This is a genomic window from Lonepinella sp. BR2271, assembly GCF_051851515.1.
In the GTDB taxonomy this organism is placed as follows: Bacteria; Pseudomonadota; Gammaproteobacteria; order Enterobacterales; family Pasteurellaceae; genus Lonepinella.
The window spans coordinates 12,147-28,445 of the sequence record NZ_JBPDVF010000004.1 but is presented as its reverse complement, the minus strand read 5'-3'; the positions used below and the strand labels follow the sequence as shown (position 1 = coordinate 28,445).

General features: G+C 42.5%; 16 protein-coding genes. 3 read left to right on the top strand and 13 right to left on the bottom strand.

Features of this window, described 5'->3' with window-relative positions; genetic code table 11:
* Window positions 1–87 precede the first annotated feature (87 nt).
* The 9 genes from ACTG7X_RS04485 to priA all read right to left on the bottom strand — a co-directional run bounded on the left by ACTG7X_RS04485 (window position 88) and on the right by priA (window position 9,550).
* Window positions 88–444, bottom strand: a complete 357-nt coding sequence (locus ACTG7X_RS04485; protein WP_439257326.1) for a type II toxin-antitoxin system PemK/MazF family toxin — start codon at window positions 442–444, stop codon at window positions 88–90.
* The gene (locus ACTG7X_RS04480; RefSeq protein ID WP_439257325.1) at window positions 445–711 is read right to left on the bottom strand and encodes an AbrB/MazE/SpoVT family DNA-binding domain-containing protein; all 267 of its coding nucleotides are present in this window, start codon (window positions 709–711) and stop codon (window positions 445–447) included.
* Between the two features lie 107 nt (window positions 712–818).
* A complete protein-coding gene (locus ACTG7X_RS04475; RefSeq protein WP_439257324.1) occupies window positions 819–953 on the bottom strand; it encodes a hypothetical protein in 135 nt (44 codons plus the stop codon).
* On the bottom strand, window positions 937–1,176 hold the full coding sequence (locus ACTG7X_RS04470) for a hypothetical protein (RefSeq protein WP_439257323.1): 240 nt from the start codon (window positions 1,174–1,176) through the stop codon (window positions 937–939). Before ACTG7X_RS04470 ends, ACTG7X_RS04475 begins: the two co-directional genes overlap by 17 nt.
* Before the next feature lie 166 nt (window positions 1,177–1,342).
* Window positions 1,343–4,432 carry a multidrug efflux RND transporter permease subunit AcrB gene (gene acrB, locus ACTG7X_RS04465; RefSeq protein ID WP_439257322.1) on the bottom strand — a complete coding sequence of 1,030 codons (3,090 nt, stop codon included), beginning with the start codon at window positions 4,430–4,432 and terminating at the stop codon, window positions 1,343–1,345.
* Between the two features lie 17 nt (window positions 4,433–4,449).
* Window positions 4,450–5,646 carry an efflux RND transporter periplasmic adaptor subunit gene (locus tag ACTG7X_RS04460; protein ID WP_439257321.1) on the bottom strand — a complete coding sequence of 399 codons (1,197 nt, stop codon included), beginning with the start codon at window positions 5,644–5,646 and terminating at the stop codon, window positions 4,450–4,452.
* A 25-nt stretch (window positions 5,647–5,671) separates the two neighbouring features.
* Window positions 5,672–6,250, bottom strand: coding sequence for a TetR/AcrR family transcriptional regulator (locus ACTG7X_RS04455; protein WP_439257320.1), 579 nt, complete (start codon window positions 6,248–6,250; stop codon window positions 5,672–5,674).
* A 175-nt stretch (window positions 6,251–6,425) separates the two neighbouring features.
* Window positions 6,426–7,322, bottom strand: coding sequence for a cell division protein FtsN (gene ftsN, locus ACTG7X_RS04450; RefSeq protein ID WP_439257319.1), 897 nt, complete (start codon window positions 7,320–7,322; stop codon window positions 6,426–6,428).
* Window positions 7,323–7,345: 23 nt separating this feature from the next.
* On the bottom strand, window positions 7,346–9,550 hold the full coding sequence (gene priA, locus ACTG7X_RS04445; RefSeq protein WP_439257318.1) for a primosomal protein N': 2,205 nt from the start codon (window positions 9,548–9,550) through the stop codon (window positions 7,346–7,348).
* A gap of 248 nt (window positions 9,551–9,798) precedes the next feature.
* Between priA and ACTG7X_RS04440 the strand changes: the two genes are divergently transcribed.
* Entirely contained in the window at window positions 9,799–10,782 is a 984-nt protein-coding gene (locus ACTG7X_RS04440; RefSeq protein ID WP_439257317.1) for a glycosyltransferase family 9 protein, read from the top strand.
* Between the two features lie 148 nt (window positions 10,783–10,930).
* Window positions 10,931–11,143 carry a 50S ribosomal protein L31 gene (rpmE, locus tag ACTG7X_RS04435; protein WP_386692041.1) on the top strand — a complete coding sequence of 71 codons (213 nt, stop codon included), beginning with the start codon at window positions 10,931–10,933 and terminating at the stop codon, window positions 11,141–11,143.
* Between the two features lie 131 nt (window positions 11,144–11,274).
* Here rpmE and ACTG7X_RS04430 read toward each other — a convergent pair whose 3' ends face one another.
* The 3 genes from ACTG7X_RS04430 to ACTG7X_RS04420 form a co-directional block, all read right to left on the bottom strand.
* Window positions 11,275–12,666 (bottom strand): DASS family sodium-coupled anion symporter, encoded by a 1,392-nt coding sequence (locus ACTG7X_RS04430; RefSeq protein ID WP_439257528.1) that lies wholly within the window; start codon window positions 12,664–12,666, stop codon window positions 11,275–11,277.
* A gap of 159 nt (window positions 12,667–12,825) precedes the next feature.
* On the bottom strand, window positions 12,826–13,326 hold the full coding sequence (rraA, locus tag ACTG7X_RS04425; RefSeq protein ID WP_439243110.1) for a ribonuclease E activity regulator RraA: 501 nt from the start codon (window positions 13,324–13,326) through the stop codon (window positions 12,826–12,828).
* 45 nt (window positions 13,327–13,371) lie between these two features.
* A complete protein-coding gene (locus ACTG7X_RS04420) occupies window positions 13,372–14,268 on the bottom strand; it encodes a 1,4-dihydroxy-2-naphthoate polyprenyltransferase (protein WP_439257316.1) in 897 nt (298 codons plus the stop codon).
* 88 nt (window positions 14,269–14,356) lie between these two features.
* Between ACTG7X_RS04420 and tsaA the strand changes: the two genes are divergently transcribed.
* Window positions 14,357–15,088: a tRNA (N6-threonylcarbamoyladenosine(37)-N6)-methyltransferase TrmO gene (gene tsaA / locus ACTG7X_RS04415; RefSeq protein ID WP_439257315.1), complete on the top strand. Its 732-nt coding sequence runs from the start codon at window positions 14,357–14,359 to the stop codon at window positions 15,086–15,088.
* An 18-nt stretch (window positions 15,089–15,106) separates the two neighbouring features.
* On the opposite strand, the gene purT is transcribed toward tsaA, so the two are convergent.
* Complete coding sequence (gene purT / locus ACTG7X_RS04410) at window positions 15,107–16,288, bottom strand: formate-dependent phosphoribosylglycinamide formyltransferase (protein ID WP_439257314.1); 1,182 nt, start codon at window positions 16,286–16,288, stop codon at window positions 15,107–15,109.
* Between the last annotated feature and the right edge of the window lie 11 nt (window positions 16,289–16,299).

The following is a 16,299-nucleotide window of genomic DNA, read 5'->3' as shown; positions in this document are numbered from 1 at the left end:
CCCTCTCCCTTTGGGAGAGGGCTAGGGTGAGGGTAAAAAAAACAAAAGGACATGAAACCTGTCCTGTTCACGGTTTTGGTGATTAAACTAATCCTTTAAAATAGCTTCCACAATATCTTGCACTTCGGACAAAATATAATCAGGGGCGGTTTCAATTTTTTTCGCTCCTCTATTTCTAAAATCAATGATCCTTGCCTGATAGGCTAAAACGACACCTTGTGTTTTACAGGCTGTCCCGCTTAATGTCACCGCAAAACCATGTTCACGCGCAAGCCCTGCATTTCCTTGTGTAATGGGGGCGATCATCATAAAACCCAACTGGTGAAAATCACTGTCGCTCAATACCAAAGCGGGGCGATATTCTCCCTGTATTTCTTTCCCAACAACAGGATTTAAACAGATCATAATAATATCACCCCGTTTAAAAAAATGGGTTCTTGGCATTTAAATTTCCTCCCCAACAGGTTCAAGCAAATCCCATTCATCACAAACTGGTAAGGTATCCATTGATGTCATGGCAATGCGTTCCGCTAGGGTTAATCTTTTTTGTTTTGGTTTAGTTGGGACAACAACTAATTTGATCGTTTGATCATCAATTCTGGCTAATTCCAAGAAATCGCCCACTTCTAAATTCATGGTTTGAGTAAAATCTTTTGGCAAACGAATGGCTTTACTATTGCCCCATGTTTTAACTTGCAATCTCATATTCATTTTATTTCCCCTGTATCATTAAATGATATTTTACAATGATGTAAGGGGATAAGCAATGATTACAAAAACAAAAGGACACAAAACGTGTCCTATTTTAAGCCTCAACCTTAATGTTTCTCTTTGTCCTTATCTTTATTTGAAACACTATCTTTTGAAAGACGACTGGCAAAAATCGCTCCTGCAAACATTATTCCAACAAACACCATTAATCCTGGTGTCCATTCGTTAACCCAACTTCCCATATTTATTCTCCTCTTTCTGTTGATGAAATCTTCTTCCCATGTATAGCCCCAAATAAGCACCTGCACTCAGTAAAATAGAATTACCTATTTTTCCTAGCATTGACATATCTCCATATAGCATAACAGGAACGGCTAAAATTGCAACTTTCGCGATATCTACACTGAGCTTGGCCCAATCATTTAAAGTGTCGTTTTCGTAGGGTTGACGAAATAAATTAAACATACCCATTTTCTCCTTGTTGGTGATCAACTAGCGTTCACTCTAGCAAATTCTCGAAAGCATGCCAGTTTCTTGTGCGTTTTTTGGAATCAAGATCACAAAAATAAAAAAATCTGTACCCTAAACAGATACAGATTTGTTAAAAACCGCGGTTTATTTTGCGTTAATTTTAGTGATGACTTCCACCACTCACACGCGGTGCATTTTCATCAAACTCAGGTAACGGTTTGTGTTCGCTTGCAATGTAAGAGTAAATCACTGGCAAGACGAATAAGGTAAACAATGTACCGATAGCCAAACCTGCCACGATGACAATACCCATACTGAAACGCATGACCGCACCGGCACCGCTGGCATAAAGCAACGGAATCAAGCCGGCAATCATGGCTGCGGTGGTCATTAAGATTGGGCGTAAACGTTGACGGGCGGCGGTCACAATTGCGTCAATTCGGCTTGCGCCATGATGTAATTGTTCTTCTAATGCCACTTCACACATTAAGATACCGTGTTTAGTGATTAAGCCGACCAAGGTAATCAAACCGACTTCAGAGTAAATGTTGAGTGTCACCCCTGTGACGCCTAATAGGCTGAGGATATTTAACACTAACAAGGCGCCACTTAAGGCTAACGGCACGGAGATCAAGATCACCGTGGCGTCACGCCAGCTTTCAAATTGGATGGCTAACACTAAGAAGATGATGACAACCGCAAGGGCGAAAGTCACACCAAGGGAGCTACCTTCTTGTACTAACTGACGAGATTCGCCTTTAAAGTCATAGGTATAACCTTTTGGTAACTCTTTTGCTGCAGCTTGTAACCAAGCCACGGCGTCCCCCACTTTGGTGGTTGGCGCAGGTACGGCACTAATCGTCGCTGCATTTAACTGACTGAATTTACCCAAGGAAACCGGTTGGGGTTCAAGGGTAAAGTTAAGCAAGCTACTTAATGGTACACTGGTACCGTCTGACGCAGACACATAATAGTTATTAAAGGCTTCTGGTGATAAACGATCATCACGTTTTACTTGTGAAATCACTTTATAGGCACGGCCGTCAATATCCACGCGCGTAATGGTGGCAGCAGATAAATAACTGCCTAAGGTGTTAGAAATCGCTGACATGCTCACGCCATAGGCACCCGCTTTTTCTTTGTCCACGGTAATGGTCATTTGCGCGGTATCGTATGTTAAGTCAACATTCATAAACACGAATAAGCCCGAATCACGCATTTTTTGCATAAATTCTTGTGAAACCTGAGCTAACTCTTTATTGTCATTTGGGGTCATTAACACTATCCCAACGCTTGCCCCTTGCTCCCCTGTATCAATTTCAGGCATGGCGAAGTTGGTAATCGAGAGTTCTGGAATGGCTTTTGCTTTGGCATTTAACTCATTCATGACTTCCGGTTGTTTACGGCTACGCTCTTTCCAATCTTTTAACGTGGTGATAATCAAGGCTTTATTGGATGTCGGCGCCCCTGCAATCACCAACGAGAATTGGTTTTCTTCGGTTTCATTGATAATGTGTTCATATTGTTTGGCGGCTTGTTGAATATAATCCACGTTCATATTCGACGGTGCAAACGCCAAACTCATAAATGCCCCTTTATCTTCTGCCGGCGTTAATTCGCTGGAAAGGGAATTTAATAATACGGGAATCGTACCGAAAATGATCACGGAGAATAACAAAATCGCTTTACGAGACGCCATGATCAGGTGTAACAAATAACCATAAATATCGGTCACTTTATTTAGCGTACGATTAACACGTTGTTCAAAACTGCTGTGCTGATCGGTCAACATGGCACCTGACATCATTGGTGATAAGGTTAATGCCACCACACCTGAAATAAATACCGAACCGGCAAGGGTTAAGGCAAATTCTTTAAACAATGTCCCTGTAATACCGCCCATTAATGCCATTGGGGAATACACCGCAATTAAGGCAATGGTCATGGAAATAACCGGCGTGGCAATTTCACGTGTCCCGATAATCGCCGCACGGAATGGGGTTTCACCTTCTTTGATATGACGGTCTACGTTTTCCAATACCACAATGGCGTCGTCCACCACCAACCCGATAGCTAAAATCATGGCTAATAAGGTCATCAAGTTAATGGAGAAACCAAAACCTTGCATTAAGAACAATACCCCAATGATGGAAATTGGAATGGTGATAATGGGAATAATAATGGCACGGAATGAACCGATAAACGCTAAGATAACGATTAATACAATCACCACGGCTTCCACAATGGTATGGATTACGTCATTAATCGAGCTGTTAATGGCAATAGTACGGTCATAAAGAATAACGGATGAAATACTATCCGGCATTTGTTTTTTAATTTGTTCATACACAGGATAAACATCATTGGCCACGTCTAATGGGTTGGCGTCCGAGGTCGGTTCAATCCCGATAACCACCGATTCACGACCATTTGCACTGGAACGTGTATCATCACTTTCTTTATTTAACTCAACGGTGGCCACATCACGCAAACGCACAAGGTCGGTGCCATCTGTGTCAATAATTAAGTTGCTCAGTTGTTCAATGGTGGTCGTGGTGGTTTCGACTTTATTTTTGTAAACATTGTAGTAACCGTTTGAGCTACCTGCCGCGGTTTGAATGTTATTGGCGGCTAACGCACTCATGACTTGTGGCGCAGACAGATTTTGCGAGGCCATTTTTTGTGGGTCAAGCCAAATACGCATAGCATATTCTGCTCCCCCATAAATATTGACTTTTGCTACCCCTTGCACCGTAAACAACTGCGGTTTTACCACACGTTGAATATAGTCGGTCACTTGGCTTGAATCGAGTTTATCCGATAAAAAACCAATATACATCAAGCCCGAACCACCCGTTGAGGAGGTAATGGATGGGTCATCAATATCACTTGGCAATTCAGATCGCACCGAGTTAACTTTTGCTAACACATCCGCCAACGCAGCACTCGGATCGGTATTTAATTTCATTTTCACCGTAATCTGAGATGAACTCGGACTACTGATGGAAGATAAATAGTCAATATTATCCGCCTGCGCAATGGCTTCTTCCAATTTAGATGTCACAAAGGCTTGAATCAAATTGGCATCCGCCCCCGCATAAGTGGTACTTACCGTGATTACCGTGGTGGTCATTTTTGGATATTCACGCACCGACAATTTCGAAATTGCTTGCAGACCGAGAATTACGATCAACAAACTAATCGAAATCGCCAAAATCGGGCGTTTAATAAAAATATCAGTAAATTTCATTCATTTACACCCTTAAATTATAAATTGGTTTTGTCGGCTGGTTGCTCTGTACCCACGCCATCTTTATCCTTAACAACCACTAAACTGCCGTTGCTAATACGTTGGAAACCGGCGGTAACAACTTTATCACCAATGTTTAAATCACCCGGATTAATATGGGCATAAATGCCTTGGCGATCTAAGGTTTTCACCGTCACTTGTTTCACACGATAGGTTTTGTCTAATGTCGGACTATCGGCTAATTTTTGTTTATCTTCATCACTTAAGGGTTGCAACACATAAGCAAATTCACCGTACATATTGTAGCTTACGGCCACTTGTGGAATTACCACTTGGTTGTATTTTGTCGGCATGGCAATATTTAAGCGAGTGAACATACCGGAAAGTAATTTGTGACCGTCAGTTGGTTCAAAGGTCGCTTGCACATCCACTAAACCAGTAGATGAACTGATACCCGCGTCAATGGCTGTGACACGTGCGGCAAAGGTTTCACCCAAACGCGCGTCTGCGGTAGCGGTGACTTTTTGACCCACTTTAATGTTTTCTAACAGTTTTTGTGATAGGGCAAAATCCACTTTCATAGATGAAGTATCTTCTACACGCACAATCTCGGTGGCCACGGTGATATATTGTCCTTCATTGACTTTCACAATCCCCAATTTACCCGCAAAAGGTGCCACGATTTTACGACGTTCAACGGCGGCTTTTAAGGAATTGATGGTGGCCACCACTTGATCATAGCTGGCTTTCGCATTATCAAATTCGGTTTGCGAAACAGATTGGGTTTTCAATAAGTTAGCATAACGTTGATAAGTTAAGCGAAGTGCCGGTAATTGGGCTTCGGTCGCACGCAAGGTGGCCACTTCCACATCATTATCTAATTCAACCAACACATCCCCTTTATTCACTGTTTGGCCTGATTGAACGAGAATACGTTTCACGGTGCCAGAGGCCTCTGCACTTAACATTGCCCCTTGATTCGGACGAACAAGACCGGTTGAGGTAATCACTGGCGTCCATTCTTTAGCCGTAATTTCCATGGCGGTCACAGGATTGACTGATTCCGGCATATTGGCAATAGCATTGGCAATCATTTTGTTTTTAAACATATTCATACCAATTACACCGATAAAAATAATGACCGCCACGAGCAAACCCACTTTCAATAAGAAAGCATGGCTACGTTTTGGCTTATTTGTTTGAATTTGGGTCATAAAAACTCCGTAAATAACTAACTAATTAAATTTCTTTTTGAATAGAACGCCACGTTCTTTCAATAATCACATCTAAGATTTCATCCGAAAGGGCGTTTTTATCGCGAGAATCTAACATTCTAAAGGATAATTTCACCGCACTTTCTAAACTAATGGAAAACAAAATATCCGCGGGTAAATCACAAATTACCTCCGCTTGTTTTGCTTTATTACAAAAACTTGTCCAAAGATTTTGGTTATCCAATTCCTGACAAATTTCATTAAATTTGGGTAAGGCACGATATTGATGAATATTGGCCACCATCATTTGATTTTTTAACAAATGCGACCAGATGTTTAACCACATTTGTTTATATTGCTCAAAAAAAGGCTTGCTTTCGTCCACGTTTCTGGCAATTTCTCGTTGAAAGCTGGAAAACACACGCCGAGCAAACTGCTCTAACAATTCTTCTTTACTTTTAAAGTAAATATAAATTGTACCAGCAGATATGTTGGCTTCTTTCGCAATTTTTTGCATGGAAAGATAAGGCAAGCCATATTCCGCCATTAATTTTTCCGTTGCAATAAAAATCTGCTCCGCCATTTCTGATTCAGGATGTTGCATAAAATCCCATAACTAATTGATTAAAAACAATAAACTAGCCTAAATCGGCTAGTTTACGCAATTTACTCCATTTACAATGAATGAACGTTCGTTCATTTTAATGATTTTCAAAAATTAAGCAACAAAAAAGACAGAAATTTTTTCTGTCTTTTTATTCTGTCCTCTGTCCTCTGATCTACATCCCAATTACCACACAACCTGTTATCGAGCTGGCTTGTTGTTGTGCAGACACCGCGGCCGGACGATCACCAATCGGCCCCACCACCACACGGTTCCATTTACCGCTTTCGGTAATCCGTGCATTCAAGCCTGCCATGGCTAAACGGGCTTGTAAACTTTCTGCTTTTGCACGGTCATTAAAGGCGCCGCATTGTAGACCAAATTTACCCGTATTTTTAGGCGTTTCGGTTTTCTTGCTTTCCGCTTTTTTAGCGGTTTCTGCTTTCGCTTGTTCCGCTTTCGCTTGCTCCGCTTTTTTCTGCTCGGCTTTACGTTGTTCCGCTAATTTTTTCTCGGCCACTTGACGTTCTTGTTCCGCTTTTAGTTTACTTTCCTCACTCACCTCGGCCGGTTTCGCATCCACCACATTGGCTGTTGCTTGCGTTGCTGCACTTTCTGCGGCCGCCGCTTTTGCGGCCTCGGCTTGTTTGAGTTTTTCCAAAGCAGCCTGTCTGGCTTGTTCTTCTTCCTGTAAACGTTTTAACTCGGCTTTTTGACTGGCGTTTAATTCGGCGGGCTGATTATGCGTAATAGAACGGCTTTCCAATTCTTTAATATAAGAAAAGGTTTCCTCAATACGGCTTGGCAACTGGCTTTTATGTTTTTCTTCTTGGCTGGCTGTTGGGGTTTTCTGTACCACTGGCTCTGGTGCTTTTTCTTTCAACAAATAAAGCGCGACCCCAAATACCAACACAATGCCAATGGCAAGGGTTAATAAGAGTGATTTATTGACGCCTGATTTTTTCTTTCTTGAACCGCTACGCGCGGCGTAATCCCGTTGTGCCACAATAATATTCCGATAATAGGTTGTTTGAACAGTAATAATGATAAAATAATCGCTAATTTTACTCAATTATTGCGCATTTGGCTAGAAAATTACGACAGATCTTGCGGATCCACGTCTAAATTTAACCGCACTTGCCCCGATTTTTCAACAGGCATCGTATAAAAATCCCGTAAGGCTTGCTGTAATACACGACGCTGCGGGTGTTGCAACAGCAACTGCCAACGATATTGATCCGCTTTTTTGGCAAAAGGTGCCGGCATGGCGCCGAGAATTTGTAACTGCGGTTGATTTTTGGCCTGTTTCCATTGCAAGAAATAATCAGCGATTTGTTGTAAACAACGCTCTGCCTCAGCACTTTGGCGACTTTGTGCCTTAAATAAGGCTTGCGAACTAAAGGGCGGTAAGCCCATTATTTTGCGGGTTTGCAAGGCCTCTTGCGCAAAAGCTGGATAGCCTTGTTGCAATAAGCATTGTAATAACGGGTGTTCAGGATAATGGGTTTGTAATACCACTTCGCCTTGCTTTTCTGCCCGTCCCGCACGCCCTGCCACTTGAATATAAAGCTGTGCCAAACGTTCTTCCGCGCGAAAATCCACCGAAAACAGCCCACTGTCCACATTGATTAACGCCACCAAGGTCACATTGGGGAAATGATGCCCTTTGGCTAACATTTGTGTGCCAATGAGAATCTGGCTTTTCCCTTGTTGAATATCGTTTAAATGGCTTTCCAATTTGCCTTTGCGCGCCGTGCTGTCTCGATCAATTCGAGTAATGCCGTATTGTGGAAAACGTTCTTGTAGCGTCTGTTCTAACTGCTCCGTGCCTTGCCCTGTGGTGACCAAATTGGTTGAGCCACAATGGGCACATTGCCGTGGAATGGGGCGTTGTGAGGCACAATGATGACAACGCATAGCACGCTGATGTTGATGATAGGTTAACGGCTTGTCGCAATGTTGGCATTCCGCCATCCAACCGCATTCATGGCATAACAAAACAGGAGCAAAGCCACGGCGATTTAAAAACAGCAATACCTGATTGCCTTTTTGTAAATGCTCGTCCATTTTCTTCAATAAGCTAATGGATAACCCATTGATGACATTCTGTCTTTTTAAATCAATGGCCTGACTCTGCACCATGCTCGCATTTCCCGCCCGCTTGGATAACAATAAATGTTGGTATTTACCCATAAGGGCATTTTGTACCGTTTCTAAACTCGGCGTCGCACTGCCCATCAATACTGGAATGCCTAACTGTTTTGCATACACCACCGCCAAATCTCGAGCGTGGTAGCGCCAACCGTCTTGTTGTTTGAAAGAGCTGTCATGTTCTTCATCTAAAATAATCAGCCCTAACGCAGCAAATTGCGTGAACAACGCCGATCTCGTGCCAATAATCACCGCACTTTGCCCCGTTTTCGCCCGTTGCCACACATTCAAACGTTGCGTATCGTTTAAGTTGGAATGCAAAACGTCAATTTCCACATGAAAACGAGATTGAAACCGTTGCACCGTTTGTGGCGTCAAGCCAATTTCAGGCACCAATACCAACACTTGCTTGCCTTTTTTTAGGGTTTCTTCGATCAGTTGTAAATAAATTTCCGTCTTGCCCGACCCCGTCACCCCGTCTAACAAAAACGCCCCAAACCCTTGCTGAAACATCACCTGAGTAAACGCTAACGCCTGTTGCTTATTTAACGTTAACCGATTTTCCGCTTTCGCCACAGGCAAATCACCTAAGGTTTGTTGCCACGTTTTTATCTGAACAAGTTGCTCAATTTCTTCAATAAATTGCTTTTCTTTTAAAGCAGACCAAATGGCTGAACTAAAATCATTATTGCCTTTTTCCAACGCTGACACCGTCAAGGCTTGCAACGCCTCTTGTTGTTTTTTAGCACGTGCCAATGCGCGAGATTGCAAGGCTTGCTCACCAAGTGCGGTGATTTTCCACAAAATTTTCGATTTTTGCGCCGCACTTTCACCGTTCCGCAATTTCACTGGTAACGCCGAAAATAACACTTCACCAAGCGGCGCATGATAATAATTTGCCGCCCAATGCAATAATTTCCATGATTGCTCGCTAAAAATAGATTGTTCATCAAGTACTTCGATTACTTGTTTGAGTTGTTCTGGTGGCAAATCCGACGTTTCGGGCAGTTCTACCACCACGCCCACTAATTTTCGTGCGCCAAAAGGCACAAGCACTCGCACGCAGATTTGAATGCTTACCTTTTGTGGTAAAAGGTAATCAAAACAACGCATAAGCGGAACATTTAAAGCGACACGAACAATTTGCATTTATTTTTCTCTGTGGAATAAAATTGATCGGTATTATAGCGGAAAATTTTAAGATATAATCAGCTCAGTTTTTATTTTTTAGAACGATTTTATGAGAATAATTTTATGAGCCTATTTAAAAAATTATTAGTGGCGTTATTACCGAATAGACAAGACAAGACAAGACAAGACAAGACAAGACAAGACAAGACAAGACAAGACAAGACAAGACAAATGAAACATTTCAGCCTCAGCATGTCAAGTCAATTTTGTTTCGCCCTTTAGGTTATGCACTAGGTGATGCCGTAGTGCATACTGCCCATCTAAAACAACTCAAGTCCGCTTTTCCACAAGCCAAAATTGGTGTATTGGTTAGCCCAACTAATCAAGCGATTTTTGCCCATTGCCCGGTTGTCGACCAGTTGATCCCACGAAAATTAGGGAATTATTTGAAACAGCGTAAACAATGGGATTTATTATTGGATTTTGAAAATAATTTCAATTCATCCTCTTTATTTGCCGATTTGCTGCTCAAGCCAAAATGGATTTGGATCTTTCGCAAATATAATAAAAAGCACTATAATCTCAATAACATAAAAAATTATGACTACCATTCACCGCAAGCAGATAATGCGCCGTTAAGCCATTATTTAAGCCATTCTTTCCTCGCTGAAATCGTAGATTTACCCGCACCTTGCAGTGACATTCAGATGCCCGAAAAAATACCTGAAAATATTACCGCACTTTGGTCAACACACAAAATACGTCTATTGCTTTGCCCTCAAGGAAGTAAACGCCAGATCCCACCACAAGAACTTGCGACTTTTTTACGGAAAGCAATATCTGAGGATCTATGCAAAAAAGTACAATGCCTACTAAGCTACACCGCCACCGCCAATGAATATGCACAAACATTGTGTCAAGCAGCCCCAGAAATAGCCATACAATGCTCCCCAAAAACGAGCTTAACCGAATTTTTCAGTTTGATAGCGAGTAGTGATTTCGTCATTGCGGTAGACGGAGGATCACTCCATTTAGCTTGTGCGTTCAACAAACCGTTAATTAGTTTTTTCGCCAACTGTGAACCTAATTTAGGACAGTGGACGCCATTGATCAATCCCAATCTTGCGATCCCTCATTATCGTATCCTTACTAAAGAAAAAATCGCCCACTCAAATAATACCAAAGATTTTGATATGGAAGATGGAATTCATTGGTTTAAGACATATTTGCACAAAATCTCCCTTGAATAATTCCTTTTTTTCGGTATAATTTGTCATCTTTTTCGTGCTTTCAGAATTTGAATCAAAAATTCGATAGCGTATTATTAATCACATGTGGTGTTTGAATATTCAATTCGGATAGTTCTTATAGCGACATGGCTTCAATTTGAGGTTTTCTATGAAACAAGGTATTCACCCAGAATATAAAGAAGTGACTGCAACATGTTCTTGCGGTAACGTAATCAAAACTCGCTCAACTGTGGGCAAAGATTTAAACTTAGACGTTTGTGGCAACTGTCATCCATTTTACACAGGAAAACAACGTGTGGTTGACACGGGTGGTCGTGTAGAACGTTTCAACAAACGTTTCAGTATTCCAGGTACAAAATAATCTGTTTTTGGATTCTATTTGATAAAATTAACCCCAGTGAAAACTGGGGTTTTGTTATAGCTAAACGTTGTCTAGCTATAATAAAAAGGGTTTTGCGGTAAGGCAAAACCCTTTTTTTGTGTTGCAAGGTATTAACTTAACCAGAACAAATAACCAAAGGTTGCAATCACAAACACGCAGACGAGATTTAAAATAATCCCCACACGTACCATTTCACTTTGTTTCACTTCACCGGTACCAAACACAATAGCATTCGGCGGTGTGGCCACTGGCAACATAAAGGCACAAGAGGCACCTAAACCGATAATTAAGGCTAACCCAATCGGTGGCATACCTAAGGCTTCGGCGATAGAAATAAAGATTGGCACTAACAAGGCGGCACTGGCGGTATTGGAGGTAAATTCGGTTAAGAAAATAATAAAGGCCGCCACCACTAAGCCGATAATGTAGTAATGTCCACCTTGAATGGCAAACACGATACCGTCCGCCATGATTTTACTCGCACCGGAATCTTTTAACACCGCACTCAACGTCAAGCCACCGCCGAACAGCATTAATACACCCCATTCAGTATTGTCTTGAATTTGTTTCCAAGAGGCCACATTAAAGACCACAATTAACACCGCAGCCAATAACGCCACCACGCTGTCAAAGCTAGCAATTTTGCCCTCTAAACCGAGCAAACCGGCTAACATTGGATTAATGGAACTACTGAATACCCAACAAAGAGCCACCGCTACAAAGATAATTAAGGTAATTACCCGATCTTTGGTCATGCTAATTTGCTCAAAGGTTTGAGAAAAACGCACGTTTAAATTCGGTTTAAACACGATATAAAGGGTACCAATCATTAATGGCATTAACACAATCATAATCGGTAACCCATACCATAACCAATCCGCAAAGGTGAGATGTAATTGCGAGGCCACAATGGCATTCGGTGGGCTACCCACTAAGGTACCCATACCGCCGATACTGGCACTGTATGCAATCCCTAATAACACGAAAATATAGGTGCCATGTTCTCTTTCACGATCTAACTGACTTAATACGCCCATGGCAAGTGGCAACATCATGGCTGCGGTGGCCGTGTTGCTGATCCACATGGACAGGAATGCCGTTACGCTAAACAAATAGAGTGTGGCAACAAATAAGCGTCCTCGTGCTAAGGCCATAATACGGTTAGCAATTAAGCGATCCAGTTTCTGAATATGCAATGCAGTGGCTAAGGCAAACCCACCAAAGAACAAGAAAATGGTGGGGTCAGCAAAGGCCACTAAGGCATTTTTGGTGGTGACTAAGCCTAATCCGATAGCCAGAATAGGGATGATAATTGCCGTAATCGTCACATGCAATGCCTCGGTGAGCCATAAAATCGCCACAAACGCCAGCAAGGCAAGGCCTTTGTTCGCTTTTGGATCAAAGGGCAACACATTGAGTAACACAAAAAATAAAACAATATCTAACAGCAGAATAATCCCTTTCGGGTTTAGGCTGTTTTTTTTCTCAGGGGTGAACTCCATCATAATCTCCTTGTATTGAATCAATCAACAATATCACGTTAGCAACTTGTTAAAAAAAAGCAATACTTTTTTTATGGATTTGTGACGGCGATCATAAAATAAAAAAGTGCGGTTAAAAATTTTTCAAAATTTAACCGCACTTCATGACTATTTTGTGTGTTATTCGCTTTCTAGCTCATCTAAATCTAAAGGTTCTTGGGATAAGATAATACCGGTTAAATCCGCATACACATGATCTTCAGGGAAGAACGTCACGCCGGCAAAATTCACTGGCACATCACTTTCCCCTTGACTATCTTCATCTGCACCCACTGGAATTGGGGCGAGAGCATGAATACCAATCTCAATATTTTCTAATTCTGCAAGTTGACGAATGGCACCATAAACGATAATGCCCTCCCAACGGTTATCTGCCGCTAATTGGGCCAATTCTGCGTCAATTAAGGCTCGACGCACCGCACCGCCACCGTCAATGACAAGCACTCGACCGGCACCGTCCTCTTCTAAAATTTCTGCAATCAAGCCATTTTTCTCAAAACATTTCACCGTGGTGACTTTGCCGTAAAAATTTGTCACGCCACCAAAACTGGAAAAAATCGGATCCACCACATCCACTTGATCAAGATAAATATCACAGAGTAAAGACGTATCAATTTGCATAGCATTTTCCTTATATCAAAATTTTCGTTTAGTATATGCCCGATCTTATAAAATTAGCAAGCCTAAACTGAATAAAACCGTGCTAAGTAAAGCCAACATTGACATTTTACCTAACATTGGACGCAATGCCATCGGATCCTTTTGTTGGTAAACAAAGCGAGCATGTTTAGCTAATAACAAGGCAATCACCGCAATAATAACCAGCAATAATGGCTTATGCACAATCGCAAAAACAGCATAACAAAGCACCGCACTGGCTAATAATAGACAGTGATAAATCCGTCCATTTTCAGGGCCAATACGCACAATTAAGGTGTTTTTGCCTGCTTTGCGATCTTGTTCAATATCACGTAAATTATTGATATTTAACACCGCAGTAGAGAGAAAACCACAGGCGGCGGCCGGTAAGAATATCGACCAATCTAGGCTATGGGCTTGCAAATAGTAAGTACCGCACACAGCTAATAAACCAAAAAACAGGAACACCGAAATATCCCCTAAGCCTAAATAACCATAGGGTTTTTTGCCCACCGTGTAGGTAATGGCGGCGAAAATGGCTAAGATGCCGAGAATTGCAAAGGCAATCAAATCTTGCGTGGTTTCATAGGCAATCGCAATTAAACTGGCACCAGAAACAAAACTGGCAATACAAACCGCAATCAAGCCATTGCGTAATTGGGTGGCGGTCATTTGACCTTGCTGAATGCCACGCAACGGCCCGATACGTTCTGCGGTATCGGAGCCTTTTTGATAATCGCCATAATCGTTAGCAAAATTGGAGACGATTTGTAACAAGGTCGCCGTGAGCAAACAAAGTAGCGTGACCGACCAACTCAAGGTGCCATGCCATTGTGCTAAGGCGGAACCGGTTAAAATAATTGCCACCGCTAAAGGTAAGGTTTTAGGCCGAATGGTATCGAACCAAGTTTTTATTGTCGCCATGAATGTAAAAATTCCAAAAAAAATACACCGCACTTTGGGCGGTTATCGGGTAAGATAAGGGCATGTATTTTAGCATAGATTACACAAGATGTTGAACTTAAAACCGGTGGCGGTGATCCACACGCCCTATCAAGAAAAATTTGCCGTGCCACGTCAACCGAACTTAGTGCAAGATGGCACCGGCGTGGTGGAATTATTGCCGCCTTATAATGTGCCTGAAACCGTCAGGGGGCTGGAACAATTTAGCCATTTATGGTTGATTTTCCAATTTGATAAAATCGCACAAGATAAATGGCAACCCACCGTCCGACCGCCACGCTTAGGGGGCAATCAACGAGTAGGCGTATTTGCCTCACGTTCTACCCACCGCCCAAATCCGTTAGGTTTATCGAAAGTGGAACTACGTAAAATTGAATGTTCACAAGGCAAAGTGTTGTTACATCTTGGTGCGGTGGATCTGGTCAATGGCACGCCCATTTTTGATATCAAACCTTATATTGCCTATGCCGATAGCGAGCCTAGGGCAATTTCGGGTTTTGCACAACAGAAACCGTCCGCCTTATTACAGGTAAAATTCAGCCCAAACGCTCAAACTGCGGTGCAAAAAATCGAAACATTTCAACCGCACTTTGGGCGATTTATTACGGAAGTGTTGCAACAGGATCCTCGTCCTGCTTATCAGCAAGGGCAAGTTTCGGATCGGATTTATGGCGTGCATTTAATTAATTATAATGTGAAATTTCAAATAACAGAAAAAGAGATCGTGGAAGTTGTGGAAGTGGTGGAAATTGAGAATGTGATAAAAAAGCCTGTCAACTGACAGGCTCCATTTGAAAAATTAAAGGGTGACGTCTAACTTATTATAGGATCTTACCGCTTTGTCCAACGCTTTTTCCACGCTTTCATCACGTGCTAAAATGACCCCTAAACGGCGGTGTCCGTTCACTTCGCCTTTGCCGAAAATGCGTAAATCGGTGTTTGGTTCGCTTAAGACTTCCGCTAAATTGCCAAATTGTACTTGATTGGATTTGCCCTCTACCACAATGGCTTTTGAGGCAGACGGACTGATCAAGTTGATTTGTGGAATCGGCAAGCCGAGAATTGCCCGAGCATGTAACGCAAACTCTGAAAGTTCTTGTGAAATTAACGTCACCATGCCGGTGTCGTGCGGGCGTGGTGAGACTTCGTTGAAAATCACCTCATCCCCACAGACAAACATTTCCACCCCGAAAATCCCACGTCCACCTAAAGCTCCAGTGATTTTTTCCGCAATGGTTTGGGCTTTTTGTAACGCAATGTCTGACATGGCTTGCGGTTGCCAACTTTCACGGTAATCGCCATCTTCTTGGCGGTGCCCGATTGGGGCTAAGAATGATGTACCGCCAATATGACGAACGGTGAGCAGGGTGATTTCATAATCAAATTTAACGAATCCCTCTACAATCACACGTCCCGCTCCAGCACGTCCGCCTTGTTGCGCATAATCCCAAGCCAGTTTGACATCATCAAAAGATTTCACTACCGATTGACCGTGACCAGAAGAGGACATAATCGGTTTGACCACACAAGGCACCCCGATTTTTTGCACCGCACTTTCAAAGTCCGCAAGGTTATCCACAAATTGATAAGGCGAGGTAGGCAAGCCCAATTCTTCCGACGCCAAACGGCGAATGCCCTCACGGTTCATGGTGAGTTTGGTGGCTTTGGCGGTCGGAATCACGTTAAAGCCTTGTTGCTCCAATTCCACCAGCGTATCGGTGGCAATGGCCTCCACTTCGGGAACGATATAATCTGGCTGTTCTTTTTCCACTAGCTCACGCAAGGCGTTGCCGTCTAACATAGAAATAGTGTAAGCACGGTGAGCCACTTGTTGAGCGGGTGCATTTTCATAGCGATCCACGGCGATCACTTCCACGCCCAAACGCATTAATTCAATCACCACTTCTTTGCCAAGCTCACCTGAACCCAACATCATGACTTTGGTCGCTTTTGTCGTTAAAGGGGTACCGAGAGTTGTCATCTTGTTTTTCC